Consider the following 19,475-nt stretch of genomic DNA (forward strand, 5'->3'; position numbering starts at 1 on the left):
GTATGTTGAGCAAGACCATCCGGACTCCCGTCGCGATGGCGGCGCTGCTCCTGGCGGGGGCGTGCGCCTCGCGAGGATCCGCTGATACTTCCGCCGACCTGCTTGCCTCCCTGCAGGCGACCACCGTCGGCGACAGCGTGGACTTCCACCTCCAGGTCACCAACCCGGGCAGCGATCCGATCGCGCTCGAGTTCGACACGGAGCCGATCCAGTACTTCTCCGTCTCCCGCGACGGTCTTCCCATCTGGAACTCGGCGCCCGACCTGCACCGGGTGGACGCCGTTCGCGTCGATACCCTGCAAAGCGGGGAAACCCGGTCCTTCCACGCCTCCTGGGCGGTGCCAATGGGACTTCGCGGCACGCTCACGGTGATCGGAGTGCTCCGGGATCGCCGGCGGCCGGTCGTTCAGTCCACCCAGTTCGACATTCCGTGAGCGACCCCGACCCGAGACGCCCCGCGCTGAGGCGTGCGGCGTCCGACCAAGGCTCACTCCAGCGCGGGTGGCACTCGGCCGTCCCCTCGCTCGGCGAGGTGGAGCGATGATCGGGTCGTTTGTCGCGCTGGTCGGGCTGGTCTTCCTTTCCGCCTTCTTCTCCGCCTCCGAAGTCGCCCTCGCCTCGGTTCCTGAGGGCCGTGCGCGAGCCCTCCTCGAGGAGCAGCGCCCCGGCGCCTCCGCCATCCTCGCCCTTAAGCGCAACCCGGAGCGGCTGCTCGCGACCCTTCTCCTCGGCACCAGGCTCTCCAACATCAGCGCGGCCGCACTGGCCACCTCGCTCGCTATCCAGGCCTATGGCAGCGCCGGGCTGGCCTACGCCATCGGCGCCACGACGCTGGTGATCCTCATCGTCGCAGAGGCGATTCCGAAGGGGATCGCGTCTGCGCACGCCGCGACCACCGCGCGCCTGGTAGCGCCCGCGGTCCTCCTCCTCAGTCGAGTGCTCCTCCCACTCGTGGTGCCGGTGGAGACGCTCGCACGCATGTTCGCGCGCCGGGGGGAGGGCGGCGCGCAGACCACCTTCACGGAGGGCGACATTCGCGAGATGCACGCGATCGCCCACCTGGAAGGGACGATCGACGAACACGAGCGCCGCATCATCGACCGGGTCTTCCGTCTCGACGAGACCCGCGCATGGGACGTGATGACGCCGCGGGTGGACATCTTCGCCTGGCCGGCGTCGCGAACCCTCGCCGAGATTGCGGCGGAGCTGCACGCCGTGCGCTACTCGCGCGTGCCGGTCTACGGCGAGAGCATCGATGACATTGTCGGGGTGCTCTACACCCGCGACGCCTATCAGGCGCTCATCAGCGGCATGCGCGACGTACCCCTCGCGGAGCTCGCCCGCGAGCCCTTCTTCGTGCCCGGCTCCATCCCCCTCGCCCGACTGCTTGGAGATTTCCAGGCGCGCCGGATCCACATGGGCATCGTGATCGACGAGTATGGCGGGACGGACGGCTTGATCACGCTGGAGGACATCCTGGAGGAGCTCATCGGTGAGATCATCGACGAGACGGACCTGGAGAATCCCAGCATCGTCCGCGTTTCCCGCAATGAGATCCTGGTTCAGGGGAGCGCGGACCTGCGGGAGGTGAACCACTTCTTCAACACCACCTTTCCGCAGCTCGAGCACCGCTCCCTGAACGGGTACCTTCTCGACGAGCTGGGGCACGTTCCGCGTCCGGGCGAAGTGCTGGAGCGGGAGGGCGTGGTCATCCGCATCGAGAAGGCGACCGAACAGCAGGTGATTCAGGCGCGCCTCACTCGCCCACACCCCACCGACGAAGAGGCCAATCCCGCAGTAAACAGCGGAGCAGAGGCGCCCTGACGAGGATTCTCGGTGCTTTCGGGTGTGGTTGCCGCAGCGCCCTTCTCGCACGATGTTGTCTCTACGAAGCTGAACGATCGCTCGTTCGGCGAAGTGGCTTCTCCCCCCCGAGTACGACCCGACCACGCCACCGGCGACCTGATGTCCACCCTGTATCCGTTCGAAGGAATCGCCCCGAGGGTTGATCCCACGGCCTTCGTCGCTCCGACCGCCACGCTGATCGGCAACGTCACGGTCGAGGCAGAGGCCAGCATCTGGTTCGGAGCCGTGATCCGGGGTGACGACCCCGAGCGCGAGATCCGCATCGGAGCGCGCACCAGCATCCAGGACAACTGCGTCATCCACGTCAGCAGCGAGGGACCCACCCTGATCGGCCCCGACGTGACCGTGGGGCATGGGGCGGTGCTCGAGAGCTGCACCGTCGGCCGGGGCGCGCTGATCGGCATGAACGCCGTGGTCCTGCAGCGGGCCTCCATCGGAGACCGGGCGCTGGTAGCGGCAGGTTCGGTCGTGGCCTTCGGAGCGGAGATTCCGGCCATGCACCTGGCGGCGGGAGCACCTGCCCGGGTGAAGAAGCAGTTGACAGAAAAGGATTACGAATGGATCGCTCGCGGCGCAGCCCACTACGTGGAGCTCGCGCGCCACTACCGCACCCTCGACCTGGAAGGACATGACCCCGCCTGAAGCCGCGAACGCCTCCCCCCGCGGCAGGGATGCGCTCGACGAAGTGGACGAGCTGCTGAGCGTCCTCACCGCACTTCCCGGCCCCACGGGCGAGGAGGATGCAGTGATCGAATGGCTCGCCGGCGAGTGGGAGGCGCGTGGGGAGCTCTCGCGCACGCCGGTCGGTAACCTGATGTTGCGCCTGCGCGGGGACGGACCACGCGTCCTCCTCGCCGCTCACGCGGACGAGCTCTCGATGATCGTCCGCTGCATCACCCCGGAGGGTTTCCTGCGCGTGGTACCGGGAGAACGGGACCACTTCGCCAGCCCGTACTTCCTCGGCGCCACGGTCCGCATCCTCGCCCGCAACAGCGAGCCGATCCGGGGCGTTTTCGCCACGACCACCGGCCACGCCCTGACGCTGGAGCAGCGGGAGCAGCAGAAGCTGGGGTGGGACGACGTGTTCGTGGACACGGGAATGACGGCCGCGGAGCTCACCGCGCGCGGCGTGGGCGTGGGAACCCGCATGGTGTGGGACGCTCCGCTCCGGCGGATGGGGCGACTGCGGGTCGGCAAGGCGCTGGACGATCGTGCCGGGCTGGCGGTCCTGGTCGCGCTGGGTCGCCGGCTCGCCGGGCGCAAGCTCAGCTACGACGTGACGCTTGCGGCTACTGTACAGGAGGAGATCGGGCTGCTCGGGGCGGCCAGCCTCGCCCGGGCGGGGCGGGAGTACGACCTCGGCTTCATCATCGACAACGGGCTCGCCGGAGACATCCCTACCGTTTCAGAGGAGCACATGCCCGTGCGGCTCGGCAGCGGACCGGCGCTCGTGCACCGCGACTCCTCCGCCCACTACTCCCCGCACCTGATCCGGGAGCTTCACGCCACCGCGCGTGAGAGCGGGATTCCGGTCCAGGACGCCGTCCTCTACCACTACGCCTCCGATGGGGCGAACCTGGTTCGGCAGGGAATGCAGACCGTTCTCATTGCCCCGCCGATCCGCTACTCGCACTCCCCGTTCGAGGCGGTGGATCCTGCCGACATCGTGGCGACCATCGACCTTCTGACGGCCTTCCTCTCCAGGGAAACACGCCGCGGATCCTCCTCCCGGGCTGGGCTCTGATGCACGATGTGGTCGTCATCGGCGGCGGCCTGATCGGATCGGCCGTCGCCCGCGAGCTCGCGCTCAATGGCCTGCGCGTCCTGCTCTTCGAGCGGGGGCGGCCGGAGAGGACCGCGTCGTGGGCGGCCGCGGGGATGCTCTCCCCCCTCGCCGAATCCGAGGATGCGGGTGGCTTTCTCGACTTCCTGCGCGCGAGCCGGAAGCTGTATCCCTCCTTCACACGCTCGATCGAGGAGGCGACCGGGCTGCCTACGGGATACCGGAGCGAAGGCACATTCCTCGTCGCGCTCAACGAATCCGACGAAGCAGCGCTGAGACAGCGCTTCGCCTGGCAGCGCGCCGCCGATCTTCCCGTCGAATGGCTCACGGGAGACGAGACTCGCCAATTCGAACCGGCAATCAGCGGCGAAGCGCGCGCCGCACTGCGCTTCGACGAAGACCATCAGGTGGACAATCGGCTGCTGCTCGAGGCGCTACGGGTTGCGGCCGGGCACGCAGGAGTCGACCGTCGAATCGAGGAGGTGGCGGGTATCGTACGCCAGGGCGAGCGGGTGTCAGGGGTGCAGCTTCGGAGCGGAGAAAGGGTGGAGGCGGGCTGGGTGGTGGTCGCGGCAGGTGTGTGGTGCTCCCGGCTGGAAGGGCTTCCTCGCCCTTTGCCGCTACGGCCCGTGCACGGACAACTTCTGGCGCTTCATCCCGGACGGCCGCTGATCCGGCACGTCCTCGATTCACCCCGCATCTACCTCGTCCCGAGGGCGGACGGCAGGGTCATCGTGGGAGCTACGGTCGAGGAGATCGGGTTCGAGCAGCGGGTGACCGCGGCAGGCATCCACACTCTGCTGGGCGCCGCTCTCGAGCTGATACCTGAGCTCGAGCACGCGCGCTTCGGCGAGAGCTGGTCGGGGCTCCGCCCTGGCACGCCGGATCACCTGCCTATCCTCGGGGCGGACCCCGATCTGCCGAACCTCGTCTACGCCACCGGACACTACCGGAACGGCGTGCTGCTGACGCCAATCACCGCTGAAGTGGTCGCAGACCTCGTCATGGATCGCCCTTCTCGCCTGCCTCTCGCCGCCTACGCGCCGGACCGCTTCGGGCCCGCCGGGTAGCGGGAGCGGTCACGCACCGAGACGAGCGATCACCCGCCGAGGTAGGTCGTCGTATACCACCCCACGATCAGGTCACCCCACCCCTGCGCAACCGCGGCGCCCACGGCGAGGAAGATCCCGAAAGGAACCAGCTTGCGCGTCTTCAGGGTGATCGGCAGAAACACGATCGAGCCTGACAGTGCGCCAAAGAAGATCGCCAGGATGGCTCCGATCGGCCCGAGGAAGGCGCCCACCATCGCCATCATCTTGATATCCCCGCCGCCCATCGCCGGCTTCTTCAGCCACCACTCCCCCATCATGCCCGCAAGATAGAGCAGCCCGAAGCCGACGCCGGCGCCCAGCAGCGACTGCGCGAGCGTGACGCCACCGGGAGCGACTGACAGCGCCACGCCGGCCAGGGCGCCGCCCAGCGTGAACTCGTCAGGAATGATGTAGGTACGCGCGTCGGTCAGCGCGATCCCCAGCAGGAGGGTGAAGAAGACGGCGACGGCCAGGGCCTGCCAGGCGACGCCGTGCCGAACGACTGCCGCCAACCAGATCAGCGCGCTGGCAAGCTCGACCAGCGGGTACTGGGGAGAGATCCGCACCCCGCACCCCCTGCACCGGCCGCGCAGCAGCAGATAGCTGAGAACGGGGATATTGTCCCGCCAGCCGATCTGCAGACCGCACCGCGGGCAGCGGGAACGGGGTTGTACCACCGACTCCCCGGCGGGTAATCGATAGATACAGACATTGAGAAACGATCCGATCGCTGCACCGATCAGGGCCGCGACCACCCGGATGAACCAGTCGGACGTCATCGCCGTCAGCGCGTGAGTTCATACAACAGAATCGCCGCTGCGGCGGCGACGTTCAGGGATTCGGCACGGCCGCGCAGCGGGATTCCCACGGTTCCGTCCACTGTGGCCCGAACTTCGGGCGAAATGCCGGCCCCCTCGTTACCGAGGACCAGCCCGACCCGCCGGTCGTTGGGCCGCGGTGGCTCCGCCCCCGCCTCGGCTGCCAGCAGCCGGTACCGCGCCGCGCGCAGCCGGCGTGCCGCCTCCTCCCACTCACACGTCAGTATCGGCACCCGGAAGAGAGAACCTGCGGCCGCGCGCACGGACTTCGGGTTCCATGGGTCGACCGTGCCGGGCAGCGCGATCACGGCGGTCGCGCCGAGCGCCTCCGCCGTGCGTGTCAGGGTGCCGAAATTGCCCGGATCCTGGATGGCGTCGAGCAGCAGCACCACCGAATCACCCCGAGCGTTCTCGATCGCTTCGAAGGTGCCGCGCTCGATCCGCGCGACGGCCAGCACCCCCTGCGGGTGCTCTGTGGCGGCGAGACGGACGAATTCGTCTTCCGCAACGCGGCGTATGGGAATACCCTTGCGGTCGGCAGCGGCCAGTAGCTCCACTCCTCGTGGACTGTCCTCCAGAGAGGACGCCGCAAGGATCCAGTCCGTCTGAAGGCCGGAGGCCAGAAGGTCTTCCACGACGCGAATTCCCTCGGCCAGGAAGCGTTGCTCCTCCTGCCGTTTCTTGCGTCGCTGGAGGGCTCGTACCTGCCTGGCTTCGCGCTCGCTGAGGGTCGGGCGGCTCTGGTCCAAGTCTTGCTCCCCGCGGGAGGCGTCCCGCGACACTAACGTCTTGCCAGGATATCACTTATGCTGACATTACGAACCTTCGCGCAGCGAGCGGGGGTGATCGCCGTCGCCGGCACGGCCCTGTCCGCTGGAGGTTGCGCCACCGCCGCCTCGGTCACCCCGGAGCAGGAAGCCCAACTCGGGGCGCAATACTCCGCGGAGATCAACCAGCAGCTGCCGATCGTTCAGAACTCGGCGGTTCACAGCTACATCAACCAGCTCGGCCGCTCGATCGCGAGCCGGGTCGACCCGCGCCTGACCTACACGTTCTACGTGGTCAACTCGGACGAGGTGAACGCCTTCGCGGTGCCGGGCGGCTACATCTACGTGAACCGGGGGCTCATCGAACGCGCCGCGACGATGTCGGAGCTGGCGGGCGTGCTCGGCCACGAGATCGGTCACGTGGTGGAGCGGCACGGCCTCGAGCAGATGGCCAGGATGCAGAACACCGAGCTCGGGGTCAATCTGGCCTACATCCTCCTCGGCCGGCAGCCCGGCGCGCTCGAATCGCTGGCGTTGCAGGGCGGAGCGGCCGTGTTCTTCGCGAGCCACAGCCGCGCGGACGAGAACCAGGCGGACGAGGTCGCGGTACAATACATGGTACAGTCAGGGATCGATCCGAACGGGATCGTGGCCATGTTCCAGCGACTGATCGACGAGCAGCAGCGCAGTCCGAGTACTGTCGAGCAGTGGTTCTCCACCCACCCGCTCACCCAGGATCGCATTCAGCACGTGCAGTCGCTGATCGACCGTCTCGGGGCGACCTCGAACCTGAGGCGCGACTCCGAAGAATACCAGGCGTTCCGCAACCGGGTGAGGCAGCTTCCGCGCTAGACATGCCAGCGACGCAGGGCAGGCCGATGACATCCTGGGCGGCACGAGCGATCCGGCTCGTGCCGCTGTTTCTCGTGGTCATCGTCGCCGGCTGCGTCAGCGAACATCGGGAACAGGAAGTCGGTGACCTGATGGCCATCGACATCAACGCCCAGATCCCGCTGGTGCGCGATTCCGCCCTGAATGCTTACATCACCACCCTCGGCTCGACGCTGGCGCAGGTGAGCGAACGCCCCGGCCTGAGCTACCGATTCTACGTGATCAACTCGCCGAGCGTGAATGCCTTTGCCTTGCCGGGCGGTCACATCTACCTCTCTCGGGGGTTGATCGAGCAGACCCGCTCCGGGAGCGAGCTGGCCGCCGCCTTGGCGCACGAGATCGGCCACGTGGCCGAGCGGCACGGTGTTGCCAAGATGGAACGCCAGCTACGCACGGGCTCGCTGGTCTCGACGCTCTACGACCTGATCCTGGGCGGAGAGCCCGAAATCCTGCAGCGGGATGCGCTGCAGATCGGCAGCATCCTGTGGAACGCGCGACACTCCCGCAGGGCCGAGAAACAGGCGGACGCGAAAGCGGTTGAGTACCTGCAGCGGGCCGGCTTGGACCCCCATGCCATGGTGAGTCTTCTGCGCAAGCTGGTCGCCGTGGAGTCGCAGGACTCCAGCCTCGTAGCCGGTTGGTTCTCCACGCATCCGCTCACCAAGGAGCGAATCGCACAGGCCGAACGGGCGATCGACGATACCTTGGGGGAGATCGAGGTAGCGGCGGACGAGCCAGTGGCCCTCCTGCCTGAGTACCTCGAGCGCTATCCCCTCTTTCTGGAGCGGCTAGCCAGCGTGCCCGGACCCTCACTTCTGCGCTGATCTCGTGACACTTCCGGTCGTTCTCACCATTGCGGGTTCCGACTCGGGCGGCGGAGCCGGAATCCAGGCTGATCTGAAGACCTTTACCGCCTTTGAGACGTTCGGCACCAGCGCGGTGACGGCCGTCACGGTCCAGAACACGCGGGGGGTGTCGGGCTTCCACAGCATTCCGGTAGAGACCGTCATCGCCCAGATCGCCGTGGTAGCGGAGGACCTGCGTCCGCGAGCGGTCAAGAGCGGCATGCTGGCAACCGCCGAGCTGGTGGAGGGCGTGGCCGCGGCGATCCGGGAGAACGGGCTCGCCAACTACGTGCTCGACCCGGTCATGGTGGCCACCAGCGGCGATCGGCTCCTGGCGGTAGAGGCGGAGGCGCGCATCCGCGACCATCTCCTCCCCCTCGCCACTCTCGTCACCCCAAACCTGGACGAAGCGTCGCTGCTACTCGGTCGGCCTGTCTGCGACGTCCCCGCCATGCGGGAGGCGGCCAGCGAGCTGGTCGCCCTGGGCGCGCACGCGGCGCTGCTGAAGGGAGGGCACCTGCGGGGACCGGAGGTGGTGGATGTGCTCTTTGATGGCACCGAGTTCCACGAGTGGCGGAGACCGCGTCTCGACACGCGGAACACCCACGGTACCGGGTGCACCCTCTCTGCCGCGGTTGCCGCCGGGCTTGCGCACGGACGACCCCTCGTGACGGCGGTTGCCGACGCCCTCGACTATGTCCACCGGGCCATGGTCTCAGCGCCGGGCCTCGGCCATGGCCACGGGCCGCTCAACCACCTGGTACCGGGTAGGCTGGGAGAATCGGCGGAAAAATGAGGAGGCGGGGCCGCAACCCTCATCATGCCTCGGTGGCGAGGTTGGGCGCGGCGAGCCGCGGGATGGCGAGCCGCAGGAGGGTCGCCAATCGATCGCGCACCTGGGCGCCTACGCGTAGCACCTCGGCGTGCGACAGTGGGCCAGGCGCCAGTCCGGAAGCCACGTTCGTGATGCAGGAGATCGCGCCCACCCGCATCTCGAGCGCCCGCGCCGCGATCACCTCGGGAACGGTGGACATCCCTACGGCGTCTGCGCCGAGGCGCCGCAGCATGGCGATCTCCGCCGGCGTTTCATAGCTGGGCCCGGGCAGCGCCGCGTATACGCCCTCGTCCACCGAAATGCCCGCCCCGAGGGCGCAGGCCGCCAGCTGCCTCCGCACCTCCGGATCGTACGCCGCCGACATGTCCGGGAAACACGGCCGCACTCCCGCGCTCGGCCCCACCAGCGGGTTGCGACCCATCAGGTTGAGGTGGTCGGCGATGATCATCAGGTCGCCCGGCCTCATCCCCGGGCGGATCCCACCCGCGGCATTCGTCAACAGCAGCAGGTTCGCCCCGAGGCTGGAGAGTGCGCGAAGAGGCGCCACGACCTGAGACGGTGACCAGCCCTCGTAGAGGTGCCAGCGACCCGTGAGCACGGCCAGCTCCACACCCTCGAGAATACCGACGGTGAGCGCACCGGCATGTCCGTCGACGGTGGTTCGGGGGAAGCCGGGGATCTCCGCGTACGGCAGACGGACCGGGTCCGATAGCTCCTCGGCGACGGTGCCCAGTCCCGAGCCGAGCACCAGCACCGCGGCGGGCGCCCGCGTGATTCGCTCCCTCAGGTACGCGACAGTTTCTTCCATTCCGGAGGCAAGTGCCATTTTGGCGCGGTGTGGCAGGCCGGTTTCCGGGCAAAATGGCAGAAATCGGGCCGGTTATCTGGCATATGCGTTGCACCTTCCCCCGCCCGCACTCCCGTCCGTCCGGGCGGTGAGGTCGACGACTATTTCACTCTGAGAAGGGAGCACCCATGGCGAAAGTCATCGGGATCGACCTGGGGACGACAAACTCCGTTGTCGCTGTAATGGAGGGTGGAGATCCGGTCGTGATCCCCAACGCCGAAGGCGGTCGGACCACCCCCTCCGTGGTGGCGTTCACCAAGGACGGAGAGCGCCTGGTGGGTCAGGTTGCGCGCCGCCAGGCGATCACCAACCCGGCCAACACCGTCTTCTCCATCAAGCGCTTCATGGGCCGCAAGGAGACCGAGGTGCAGGAGGAGGAGAAGATGGTGCCGTACGAGGTGGTCAGCGGTCCCAACGGCCTCGCGACGGTGAAGATCCCCAACGCGGGGAAGACCTTCTCGCCGCCCGAGATCTCCGCGATGATCCTGCAGAAGATGAAGCAGACCGCGGAGGACTACCTCGGCCAGCAGGTGACGCAGGCCGTGATCACGGTCCCAGCCTACTTCAACGATGCGCAGCGCCAGGCGACCAAGGACGCGGGCAGGATCGCCGGCCTGGAGGTCCTGCGCATCATCAACGAGCCCACCGCGGCGGCGCTCGCCTACGGGCTCGATAAGAAGAAGGACGAGAAGATCGCCGTCTACGACCTCGGTGGCGGAACGTACGACATCTCCATCCTGGAGCTCGGTGATGGGGTCTTCGAGGTCAAGGCTACTAACGGCGACACCCACCTGGGCGGTGACAACTTCGACCAGCGCATCATCGACTGGCTGGTCGAGGAGTTCAAGAAGGATCAGGGAATCGACCTCTCCAAGGATCCGATGGCGCTGCAGCGCCTCAAGGAAGCGGCGGAGAAGGCGAAGATGGAGCTGTCGACCACCATGCAGACAGACATCAACCTGCCCTTCATCACCGCCACGCAGGAGGGTCCGAAGCACCTCAACATGACCCTGACCCGGGCGAAGTTCGAGCAGCTCGTCGATGACCTGGTCCAGCGCACCATCCCGCCCATGGAGAAAGCGCTCCAGGACGCCGGGCTGAAGGCTTCGGACATCGACGAGGTGATCCTGGTGGGCGGCTCGACCCGGATCCCCAAGATCCAGCAGGTGGTGAAGGACTTCTTCGGGAAGGACCCCCACAAGGGGGTCAACCCCGACGAGGTGGTGGCGATCGGTGCTGCAATCCAGGGCGGCGTCCTGGCCGGAGACGTCAAGGACGTGCTGCTCCTGGATGTCACCCCGCTCTCGCTGGGCATCGAGACGCTCGGTGGCGTAATGACGACGCTGATCCCGCGTAACACCACCATCCCGACGAAGAAGACCGAGGTCTTCTCGACCGCGGAGGACAACCAGACGACGGTGGAGATTCACGTCCTCCAGGGTGAGCGGGAGATGGCGATGTACAACAAGACCATCGGCAAATTCCAGCTCACCGGAATTCCGCCGGCACCGCGCGGGGTGCCGCAGATCGAGGTCACGTTCGACATCGACGCTAACGGCATCCTGCACGTCTCGGCCAAGGATCGGGCGACCGGCAAGGAGCAGAAGATCCGCATCGAAGCCTCCAGCGGGCTCTCCGACCAGGAGATCGAGCGGATGGTGAAAGACGCCGAGTCCCACGCTGAAGAGGACCGGAAGCGCCGCGAGGAGGTCGAAGCGCGCAATCGGCTCGACGCGATGGTCTACGAGGTCGAGAAGAACATGAAGGAGTGGGAGGACAAGCTCGACGAAAGCTCCAAGAGCAACCTCAACGATGCGCTCGAGCGCTCGCGCAAGGCGCTGAAGGAGGGCAGCACCGACGAGATCCGGAGCTCTCTCGAGGCGCTGCAACAGGCGTACTCGGCCGCCGGGGCCGCCATCTATCAGGCGCAGCAGGCCGCGGGCGCGGCCAGCGACGCCGGGTTCACCGGTGGAGCAACGGCCGGCGCCGGTTTCGCGGACGACGCCACCTCCCAGGCGACGTCCACCGGGGATGAGGAGGTGGTCGAGGCCGACTACGAGATCGTGGAAGAGGACAAGAAGTAGCCCTCTCCACGAATCGAGCTGCTCTAAGAACTGGTCTCATCCCTGCAGGGGTGAGACCAGTTCGCGTCAGGAGCCTAAACCGCTTTCCCAGCCCCGCGGAACCTGTGTAGGTTGAGCGTGTCGTACGGTGGGCACGCACCGTTCCCGCCGGTACCCTGCACGAGGCACCTCCATGCTAGACCCTGTACGCGCAAAGCTGAGGATCATCGGGTTCACCGCCGTTGCCTTCTTCGGCGGGGTGCTGATCGCATCCGGGATGGAGTGGACGGCCGGCTCGCAGGCCGCGACGCTCTTCCAGGATCCCCCTGCCCGCTCGGAGACGCGACCGGTCGCCGAGCTGAGCGAGGCCTTCGTCGCGATCGCGGAAGCGGTGACGCCCGCCGTCGTCAGCATCCACACGCAGACGTCGGTGCAGCTCTCCGAGCAGCGGGAGCGCATCCCCGAGGGGCTGCGGGAGTTCTTCCCCTTCCCGCCGGACGAAGAGATGTTCCAGGAGGGAGGAGGGACGGGCTTCATCATCTCCGAGGATGGCTACGTGATGACGAACAACCACGTGGTCGAAGGCGCCGAGAGGATCACCGTCACCCTCAACGATCGCTCGGTCCATGATGCCCACGTGGTGGGGCGGGACCCAACTACGGACGTGGCGGTGATCAAGCTGGACGGAAGCGGATATCCGGCTGTCCAGCTCGGAGACCCGAACAAGACGCGGGTCGGTGAATGGGTTCTGGCGGTCGGCAACCCGCTCGGACTCGACTTCACCGTCACGGCGGGGATCGTCAGCGCCAAGGGGAGGCCGCTCAACATCCTCCGCCGCAACATCGACGACGACCAGCTGAGCGGCTACGCGGTCGAGAGCTTCATTCAGACCGACGCCGCCATCAATCCCGGAAACTCGGGCGGGCCGCTGGTGAACATCGACGGGCAGGTGATCGGCATCAACTCGGCGATTGCCTCCCAGACCGGCCTGAACGTGGGGTACGGCTTCGCGGTCCCCATCGACCTCGCGCGCCGCGTGGCGGACGACCTGATCCGCTACGGCAGCGTTCGCCGGCCGATCCTGGGCGTGCGCATCGCCGACATCGACGCGCTGGACGCGGAGTACCTCGGTCTTCCTTCCGTGGGAGGCGTGATCGTGCAGGATTTCAGCCAGGAGGACAGCCCCGCGGAGGCCGCGGGAGTCCGCCCGAACGACGTCATCGTCAAGGTAGACGGGGAGCCGGTGTCGCAGGTGAACGAGCTACAGGCGAAGATCCTCAATCGCCGACCGGGAGAGGTGGTGCAGCTGGAGGTGCTCCGGAACGGCGAGCGCCAGCGCTTCGAGGTTCGGCTGGCGGAAGCCCCGACCAGCGCCGGAATGACCAGGGCGGAGCCAACGACGCCTCGCGGCACGGTCTCCGGGATGGGCAGGCTGGGGATTTCCGTCGCGCCGTCGTCGCCGCAGCTCGCACAGGAGCTGAACTGCGGCCGGATGGTGGATCCCGACCGCGGGCTGCTGGTAACGGACTTTGTCCCCGGAAGCCCTGCGGCGCGGCGGATCGGGCTGTGCGCGCGCATCCTGGAGGTCGACGGGAAAGCCGTGACCACGCCGCAGGAACTCGCCAGCGAGATCGAGTCGAAGCGCCCGGGTCAGATCATCGGGTTGACCTTGCTGACCCCCGACGGCAGCCGTGCGCTGGCCACCGTGCGTATACCGTCCGCCAACGGAAGCAGCCGGTGAGGTAGACCTTCCGTCCCGGAGAGCCCGACCCGAAAAGCGAGCTCCGGGACGGGTCGTTTTCCGTGGCCGCAGGCGGCCATTCCGTTGACCCTATTTCCGGTCGGATCTATATTTGCGGACGACCTCGGGCGAAAGTGGCGGAACTGGCAGACGCACCAGACTTAGGATCTGGCGACTTCGGTCGTGGGGGTTCGAGTCCCCCCTTTCGCACCTTCGAGCGATTGATCATCAACGGTTTTCTGACATAGACGGATGCCCGCCGAGACCAGCGACCTGACCATCGCGGTCCAGGAGCCGAGTGCCTGGAGCCGCCGCCTGACCATCACCGTCCCAGCGGAGCGGGTTCAGCATGTCCGCAAGGAGATCTCTCGTCAGGTCGCCCAGAACGCACGGCTTCCGGGCTTCCGCAAGGGGAAGCTTCCCCCCAGCCTGATCGAGCGCCAGTTCGGCCCCTCGATCGACCAGGAAACGATCGATCGCACCATCCAGAGTGCCTACCGCGAAGCGCTCGAAACGGAGGGGCTGAACCCGATCACCCAGGGCAAGGTCGATAAGATCGAGTACCAGAAGGGTGAGGCGCTCTCCTTCGAGGTGGAGCTGGAGGTTCGACCGGAGGTCCAGCTCCAGCGCACCGGCGGGTTCAGCCTGCAGCGCCCCGCGAGCGACGTGTCGGAGGAGGACGTGGACGCGGTGCTCGAGCGCCTGCAGAACGATCGCGCCAACTGGGAGCCTCTCCCCGAAGGGCAGAAGCCGGTGCTGGAGAACCGCGTGACGGTGGAGATCACCGCCGACGAAGGGGAGGAGGCCGCCGAGCCTCGCACGTACCGGTTCATACTGGGAGAAGGCCAGGCGATCCCGGCGGTCGAGGAGGCGATCATGAGCCTGGCGGCGAATGAGGAAGGCGACTTCACCGTCACCTTCCCCGAGGACTTCCCGGACGAAGAGCGCCGCGGCCAGCAGCAGAACCTCCATATCAGACTCCTGGAGGCGAGCTCCAAGGTCCTCCCGGAGCTGAACGACGATTTCGCGAAGACGATTGGCGAATTCGAGGACCTCGCCGCGTTGCGGGCCCGCGTCCTGGAGGATCTCCAGGCCGACGCGAAGGAGCGAGCGGACGCGGAGGTGCGACGCCAGCTCATCGATCAGATCATCCAGGCGAATCCGTTTGAGCTCCCGCGATCGATGGTGGAGCGCTACCTGGACGAGCTGACCGGCCACTCGCACGAGGACGGGCACGACCACAACCACACCCCCGAGGAGGAAGCGGAGATCGCCCGCTTCCGGGAGCAGCTACGGCCGCAGGCCGAGTGGAGCATCAAACGCCTGCTGATCATCGATTCCGTCGCCGAGGCGGAGGGATTGCGTGCGACGCAGGACGACATCGATCGGCGCGTCGAGGAGCTGGCTGAGCGGCACAACCTCACTCCCACCGAGGTCTGGCTCCAGCTCGAGAAAGCGGGGCAGCTCGAGGTGCTGGAGCGGGAGCTCACGGAGAACAAGGTGTTCGAGCACCTCCTCGGCCAGAGCACGGTGGCATAGCCGCGGCGCCGACGTCCAAGAACCGGAGAACAGGTCAGAATGCCCATTTATGCCCCGTACGTCATCGAGCGCTCCAGCCGCGGAGAGCGGTCGTATGACATCTTTTCGCGGCTGCTCATGGACCGGATCGTGTTCCTGGGCAGCGCGATCAACGATGACGTGGCCAACGTCATCATCGCCCAGCTCCTTTTCCTGCAGGCGGACAACCCGGAAAAGGACATCTACCTCTACATCAACTCGCCGGGTGGCTCGGTCTACGCGGGACTGGCCATCTACGACACGATGCAGTTCCTCAGCTGCCCGGTGAACACCTATTGCATGGGAATTGCCGCGAGCATGGGATCCTTCCTTCTCGCGGCCGGTACGAAGGGGAAGCGGTTCGCGCTGCCGAACTCGCGCATCATGCTCCATCAGCCCTCGATGAGCTTCGCTCAGGGCACCGCAGCCGACATCGAGATCCAGGCGAAGGAGATCCTGTATCTCCGCGAGCGCCTGAACCAGATCTATGCCGAGAAGACGGGGCAGCCGGTGGAGCGAATCAACGAGGACCTCGATCGGGATCGGTTCATGTCGCCTCAGGAGGCCCTCGAATACGGCCTCATCGACAGCGTCATTACCCGCAAGGGAGACGTGGTGGAGGTGCAGCATTCGGAGGCCGACACTGATATCTGAGATTTCGCCGCCGCGCGTGCGGCGGTGAATCCCGTTCTTTCCTTTCGCGGTTGAAGTCCATGGCGAGCGACAAGCACCTCCGCTGCTCCTTCTGCGGCAAATCGAAGGACGCGGTGAAGCGGTTCATCTCCGGACCCTCCGTTTACATCTGCAACGAGTGCATCTCGCTGTGTAACGAGATCCTCGCGGAGGAGGAGGAGAAGGAGGCGTCCAGCACGCCGACGCCGCTCCCGACTCCCCGCGAGATCAAGGAAGCGCTCGACCAGTACGTCATCGGTCAGGAGAACGCCAAGCGCTCCCTCGCCGTCGCCGTCTACAACCACTACAAGCGGGTCAACCAACAGGCGGCCGGCGGGGACGAGGTCGAGCTCGATAAGTCGAACATCCTGCTGATCGGCTCGACCGGTGTGGGCAAGACGCTGCTCGCGCAGACGCTCGCGCGAACCCTGCGCGTGCCCTTTACCATCGTCGACGCGACCACGCTGACCGAGGCGGGCTACGTGGGCGAGGATGTCGAGAACATCCTGGTGCGCCTGCTGCAAGCGGCGGACTTCAACGTGGCCGAGTGCGAGCGGGGGATCATCTACATCGACGAGATCGACAAGATCGCCCGCAAGAGCGAGAACCCCTCCATCACCCGGGACGTTTCGGGCGAGGGGGTGCAGCAGGCGCTGCTGAAGATCCTCGAAGGGACCACCGCGTCGGTCCCGCCCCAGGGCGGACGGAAGCACCCGCAGCAGGAATACATCCAGATCAACACGCGGGACATCCTGTTCATCTGTGGTGGTGCGTTCGATGGCCTGGAGAAGATCATCCAGGCGCGAACCGGGCGGCAGCAGATTGGCTTCTCGGGGGTTTCCTCCTCCGGGCTGAAGGACGAGCGTAACCCCTTCCGCGACGTGGAGCCGGAGGACCTGCTGCGCTTCGGACTGATCCCGGAGCTGGTGGGCCGCTTGCCGGTGGTGGTCACGCTCGACAACCTCGACGAGGAGGCGCTAGTTCGCATCCTGGCCGAGCCCAAGAACGCGATTCTGAAGCAGTACAAGAAGATCCTCGCGATGGAGGGGGTCGGCCTGACCTTCGACCCCGCGGCGGTGCGGGCGATCTCGAAGAAGGCGCTCGAGCGGGGGACCGGCGCCCGCGGCCTCCGCGCCGTCATCGAGGAGGTGATGTGCGACGTGATGTTCGACATCCCCTCACGGCCCGACGTGCGGGAAGTGGTGGTCACACCGGAGAGCATCACCGACGGCATCCCGCCGTTGCTGATCCTGGCCGCGGAGCCGAAGCAGAAGAAGGAGGCGTAGGGGACGATAGGTTGTGCGTTGTCGGTTATCCGTTGTCAGTCGGGCAGATTCAGACTGATTGCTTGCCCCGCGGTGACTCCGCGGGGCATTTTCGTCGCCCGCAACTACTCCGCTTCGGTCCGGACCAAGTAACGGCTTCGGATAACGGATGACGGATACCGGTAACCGATAACTGATGACCGATAACCTCGGCCGAAGGCCGAACATGCACATCAAATCCGTCTCCTTCGCCGGGGCCATCGGGCAGCCGGGGCAGGCGCCGCCGGAGTCCGTCGCCGGACTGGCGCAGATCGCCTTCTCCGGGCGGTCAAACGTGGGAAAATCCAGTCTGATCAACCGCCTCCTGGGAAGGACGCGGACCCCTATCGCGCGCGTATCACAGAATCCGGGGAAGACGCAGGAGATCAACTTCTACCACGTGCGCGCAGAGCCGGACGATTTCTGTCTCGTGGATCTGCCCGGCTACGGGTACGCGCGGGTGCCGAAGGCCGTGCGGGAGCGGTGGCGGCCGCTCATCAACGCATATCTCGCGGGGGATACGGCGCCGCGGGGCGTCGTGCAGCTCATCGACATGCGGCACGGGCCTTCACGGGAGGACATGGTGGCGATCGACTACCTGGCCGAGCTGAAAATCCCTGTGCTCTTCGTGCTCACCAAGGCCGACAAGCTCAACGCCACCCAGCGGGCGGCGGCGATGCAGAAGATTCCCGGGCGCCTGGGCGTCGACCCTGACCAGGTGCTACCGGTCTCGGCCCATTCCGGCCAGGGAATCGAGCACCTGCTCGAGACCATCGGCGCGCTGCTCGAATAAGCCAGCGCGCAGCGCTCGCTTGCCGGTCGGGGATCCTTACCCCTCCTTACCCTTCCAGGCCGTACTCCTTGATCTTGCGGTAGAGCGTCCGCTCGCCGATGCCGAGGTTCCGCGCCGCCTTGCGCCGGTTTCCCTTTACTTCCTTGAGGGCAATGGCGATGGCCTCGCGCTCGAGGTCCTGCATCGTCATACCGGGGCGATAGACGACCGCATCCTCCTCCACCGCTTCCCGTGGTGGCTCCGGCGCACCCAGCTCCGCGCTGCCCAGCAGCGCGCCGCCCGGGAGCGGAGAGTAGACGTGGTAGCCGGCGAGCTCCTCCTGACGCCTGCGCTGGCGGTAGGCCTCGAACTCCCTCCGCAGGTCGTCCACGTCCAGCTTGAGGTCGAACAGCGTGCGGAGGATGAACTCGATTTCCGGCGACGTGGCCTCGCCGGGCGGCCGGCTCGCGGGCCGCACGGGTACCGGCAGCAGGGCGCCCCGGTTGCCGCGCACCTCCGCCGGGATGTCCTGTGCGCGGATCGTCCGTCCAGGAGCGAGCACCACCATGGACTCAACCAGGTTGCGCAGCTCACGAACATTGCCCGGCCAGGAATAGTCGACGAGGATCTGCAGGGCCTCGGGCTCGATGCCGCGGAAGGGTCGGTCGTGCTGCTGACTGAACTCGCGAATGAACTTGTCGATCAGCAGCGGAATGTCCTCGCGACGCTCGCGGAGCGGCGGCAGCTCGATGAGGAGCACGTTGAGCCGGTGATACAGGTCTCGACGGAACTCCCCCAGCTGCACCTCGTCGCGAAGGCTCTGGTTCGTCGCCGCGATGACCCGGACGTCCACCCGGATCGGGTCTTCCCCACCCACGCGCCGGAACTCGCGCTCCTCCAGCACACGCAGCAGCTTCGTCTGCGTGGCGAGCGGCATCTCCCCGATCTCGTCGAGAAAGATCGTGCCGGTGTGCGCCAGCTCGAAGAATCCCTTGCGCAGTGAGGCGGCGCCGGTGAATGCCCCCTTCTCGTGCCCGAACAGCTCGGACTCCAGCAGCGTTTCGGGCAGCGCGGCCACGTTGACGGCGATGAAGGGACGATGGCGCCGCGCTGAGAGCGCGTGGATGCCGCGCGCCACCAGCTCCTTGCCGGTGCCGCTCTCCCCCTGGATCAGCACGGTCGAGTCCACCGAGGCGATCTGGACCACCCGCTCCAGGACCTCTTCCATCACCTCGGATTGCCCGATGATCCCGGTCACCTCGCGCAGCCGCTCGCGTTCGATCAGACGGCGTCCGACCAGGACCACCTCTTCGACGTCGATCGGCTTGGAGAGGCACTCGGAGATCCCCAGCTCCCGACACCGCTCGCGAGTGGTGTGCTCGGTCTGCTCCGTCAGGCCGATGACGGGAATTCCGGTGCCCCGGGCGGCGAGAATCAGGCTCTGCGCGTGCTTCTCCCGCAGGTGCCCGGTGAGGATCAGGAGCACGGGCTCTCCCCGAGCATCGGCCAGGGATTCACCTCCGGTCAACAGCTCCACGGCAAATCCGGCCGCTTCGAAGCCGCCTCGGAGTCGGACCGCCGGCTCGAGGTCTGCCGTTGTGATGACGATCGTCCCGCTCACCC

At 66.8% G+C, this 19,475-nt stretch carries 18 protein-coding genes and 1 tRNA gene; 15 read left to right on the top strand and 4 right to left on the bottom strand.

Annotated elements, in window-relative coordinates; translation table 11 throughout:
- Positions 1 to 2: 2 nt before the first annotated feature.
- The 5 genes from VF167_04945 to thiO all read left to right on the top strand — a co-directional run bounded on the left by VF167_04945 (position 3) and on the right by thiO (position 4,719).
- On the top strand, positions 3 to 434 hold the full coding sequence (locus tag VF167_04945; GenBank protein HEX6924750.1) for a BsuPI-related putative proteinase inhibitor: 432 nt from the start codon (positions 3 to 5) through the stop codon (positions 432 to 434).
- A 106-nt stretch (positions 435 to 540) separates the two neighbouring features.
- Positions 541 to 1,824: a hemolysin family protein gene (locus VF167_04950; GenBank protein HEX6924751.1), complete on the top strand. Its 1,284-nt coding sequence runs from the start codon at positions 541 to 543 to the stop codon at positions 1,822 to 1,824.
- A gap of 141 nt (positions 1,825 to 1,965) precedes the next feature.
- Complete coding sequence (locus VF167_04955; GenBank protein ID HEX6924752.1) at positions 1,966 to 2,508, top strand: gamma carbonic anhydrase family protein; 543 nt, start codon at positions 1,966 to 1,968, stop codon at positions 2,506 to 2,508.
- Positions 2,495 to 3,610 (top strand): M20/M25/M40 family metallo-hydrolase, encoded by a 1,116-nt coding sequence (locus VF167_04960; GenBank protein ID HEX6924753.1) that lies wholly within the window; start codon positions 2,495 to 2,497, stop codon positions 3,608 to 3,610. The genes VF167_04955 and VF167_04960 overlap by 14 nt, the downstream gene beginning before the upstream one ends.
- On the top strand, positions 3,610 to 4,719 hold the full coding sequence (gene thiO, locus VF167_04965; protein HEX6924754.1) for a glycine oxidase ThiO: 1,110 nt from the start codon (positions 3,610 to 3,612) through the stop codon (positions 4,717 to 4,719). Before VF167_04960 ends, thiO begins: the two co-directional genes overlap by 1 nt.
- A 29-nt stretch (positions 4,720 to 4,748) precedes the next feature.
- On the opposite strand, the gene VF167_04970 is transcribed toward thiO, so the two are convergent.
- Positions 4,749 to 5,519: a prepilin peptidase gene (locus VF167_04970; protein ID HEX6924755.1), complete on the bottom strand. Its 771-nt coding sequence runs from the start codon at positions 5,517 to 5,519 to the stop codon at positions 4,749 to 4,751.
- Between the two features lie 5 nt (positions 5,520 to 5,524).
- The gene (locus VF167_04975) at positions 5,525 to 6,307 is read right to left on the bottom strand and encodes an RNA methyltransferase (GenBank protein HEX6924756.1); all 783 of its coding nucleotides are present in this window, start codon (positions 6,305 to 6,307) and stop codon (positions 5,525 to 5,527) included.
- Between the two features lie 57 nt (positions 6,308 to 6,364).
- Between VF167_04975 and VF167_04980 the strand changes: the two genes are divergently transcribed.
- From VF167_04980 to thiD, 3 genes are read left to right on the top strand one after another with little or no spacing between them, the layout of a single operon-like run.
- The gene (locus tag VF167_04980; GenBank protein ID HEX6924757.1) at positions 6,365 to 7,177 is read left to right on the top strand and encodes a M48 family metallopeptidase; all 813 of its coding nucleotides are present in this window, start codon (positions 6,365 to 6,367) and stop codon (positions 7,175 to 7,177) included.
- 26 nt (positions 7,178 to 7,203) lie between these two features.
- A complete protein-coding gene (locus VF167_04985; protein ID HEX6924758.1) occupies positions 7,204 to 8,040 on the top strand; it encodes a M48 family metallopeptidase in 837 nt (278 codons plus the stop codon).
- Between the two features lie 4 nt (positions 8,041 to 8,044).
- On the top strand, positions 8,045 to 8,857 hold the full coding sequence (gene thiD, locus VF167_04990; GenBank protein ID HEX6924759.1) for a bifunctional hydroxymethylpyrimidine kinase/phosphomethylpyrimidine kinase: 813 nt from the start codon (positions 8,045 to 8,047) through the stop codon (positions 8,855 to 8,857).
- Between the two features lie 22 nt (positions 8,858 to 8,879).
- Here thiD and VF167_04995 read toward each other — a convergent pair whose 3' ends face one another.
- Positions 8,880 to 9,704 (bottom strand): purine-nucleoside phosphorylase, encoded by an 825-nt coding sequence (locus VF167_04995; protein HEX6924760.1) that lies wholly within the window; start codon positions 9,702 to 9,704, stop codon positions 8,880 to 8,882.
- A gap of 167 nt (positions 9,705 to 9,871) precedes the next feature.
- On the opposite strand from VF167_04995, the gene dnaK reads away from it, so the two are divergent.
- The 7 genes from dnaK (at position 9,872) to yihA (ending at position 17,873) form a co-directional block, all read left to right on the top strand.
- On the top strand, positions 9,872 to 11,827 hold the full coding sequence (dnaK, locus tag VF167_05000; GenBank protein HEX6924761.1) for a molecular chaperone DnaK: 1,956 nt from the start codon (positions 9,872 to 9,874) through the stop codon (positions 11,825 to 11,827).
- 172 nt (positions 11,828 to 11,999) lie between these two features.
- Complete coding sequence (locus VF167_05005) at positions 12,000 to 13,547, top strand: trypsin-like peptidase domain-containing protein (GenBank protein ID HEX6924762.1); 1,548 nt, start codon at positions 12,000 to 12,002, stop codon at positions 13,545 to 13,547.
- A gap of 128 nt (positions 13,548 to 13,675) precedes the next feature.
- Positions 13,676 to 13,757 (top strand) — tRNA-Leu (locus VF167_05010).
- A 42-nt stretch (positions 13,758 to 13,799) separates the two neighbouring features.
- Complete coding sequence (gene tig, locus VF167_05015) at positions 13,800 to 15,086, top strand: trigger factor (protein ID HEX6924763.1); 1,287 nt, start codon at positions 13,800 to 13,802, stop codon at positions 15,084 to 15,086.
- Positions 15,087 to 15,125: 39 nt separating this feature from the next.
- Complete coding sequence (locus VF167_05020; protein HEX6924764.1) at positions 15,126 to 15,758, top strand: ATP-dependent Clp protease proteolytic subunit; 633 nt, start codon at positions 15,126 to 15,128, stop codon at positions 15,756 to 15,758.
- 59 nt (positions 15,759 to 15,817) lie between these two features.
- A complete protein-coding gene (clpX, locus tag VF167_05025; protein ID HEX6924765.1) occupies positions 15,818 to 17,062 on the top strand; it encodes an ATP-dependent Clp protease ATP-binding subunit ClpX in 1,245 nt (414 codons plus the stop codon).
- A gap of 205 nt (positions 17,063 to 17,267) precedes the next feature.
- Entirely contained in the window at positions 17,268 to 17,873 is a 606-nt protein-coding gene (gene yihA / locus VF167_05030; GenBank protein HEX6924766.1) for a ribosome biogenesis GTP-binding protein YihA/YsxC, read from the top strand.
- Between the two features lie 46 nt (positions 17,874 to 17,919).
- Here the strand turns inward: yihA and VF167_05035 are convergent, their stop codons facing one another.
- Positions 17,920 to 19,473: a sigma-54 dependent transcriptional regulator gene (locus VF167_05035; protein HEX6924767.1), complete on the bottom strand. Its 1,554-nt coding sequence runs from the start codon at positions 19,471 to 19,473 to the stop codon at positions 17,920 to 17,922.
- Positions 19,474 to 19,475: the final 2 nt, after the last annotated feature.

It is taken from the genome of Longimicrobiaceae bacterium (assembly GCA_036375715.1).
Classification (GTDB): domain Bacteria; phylum Gemmatimonadota; class Gemmatimonadetes; order Longimicrobiales; family Longimicrobiaceae; genus DASVBS01.

Coding starts and splice junctions, on each gene's coding strand:
- tig (HEX6924763.1), top strand. CDS start 13,800: ATGCCCGCCGAGACCAGCGACCTGACCATCGCGGTCCAGGAGCCGAGT.
- VF167_04980 (HEX6924757.1), top strand. CDS start 6,365: ATGCTGACATTACGAACCTTCGCGCAGCGAGCGGGGGTGATCGCCGTC.
- VF167_04950 (HEX6924751.1), top strand. CDS start 541: ATGATCGGGTCGTTTGTCGCGCTGGTCGGGCTGGTCTTCCTTTCCGCC.
- VF167_05005 (HEX6924762.1), top strand. CDS start 12,000: ATGCTAGACCCTGTACGCGCAAAGCTGAGGATCATCGGGTTCACCGCC.
- yihA (HEX6924766.1), top strand. CDS start 17,268: ATGCACATCAAATCCGTCTCCTTCGCCGGGGCCATCGGGCAGCCGGGG.
- VF167_04985 (HEX6924758.1), top strand. CDS start 7,204: ATGACATCCTGGGCGGCACGAGCGATCCGGCTCGTGCCGCTGTTTCTC.
- thiO (HEX6924754.1), top strand. CDS start 3,610: ATGCACGATGTGGTCGTCATCGGCGGCGGCCTGATCGGATCGGCCGTC.
- VF167_04960 (HEX6924753.1), top strand. CDS start 2,495: ATGACCCCGCCTGAAGCCGCGAACGCCTCCCCCCGCGGCAGGGATGCG.
- VF167_04945 (HEX6924750.1), top strand. CDS start 3: ATGTTGAGCAAGACCATCCGGACTCCCGTCGCGATGGCGGCGCTGCTC.
- clpX (HEX6924765.1), top strand. CDS start 15,818: ATGGCGAGCGACAAGCACCTCCGCTGCTCCTTCTGCGGCAAATCGAAG.
- VF167_04970 (HEX6924755.1), bottom strand. CDS start 5,519: ATGACGTCCGACTGGTTCATCCGGGTGGTCGCGGCCCTGATCGGTGCA.
- dnaK (HEX6924761.1), top strand. CDS start 9,872: ATGGCGAAAGTCATCGGGATCGACCTGGGGACGACAAACTCCGTTGTC.
- VF167_04995 (HEX6924760.1), bottom strand. CDS start 9,704: ATGGAAGAAACTGTCGCGTACCTGAGGGAGCGAATCACGCGGGCGCCC.
- VF167_04955 (HEX6924752.1), top strand. CDS start 1,966: ATGTCCACCCTGTATCCGTTCGAAGGAATCGCCCCGAGGGTTGATCCC.
- VF167_05020 (HEX6924764.1), top strand. CDS start 15,126: ATGCCCATTTATGCCCCGTACGTCATCGAGCGCTCCAGCCGCGGAGAG.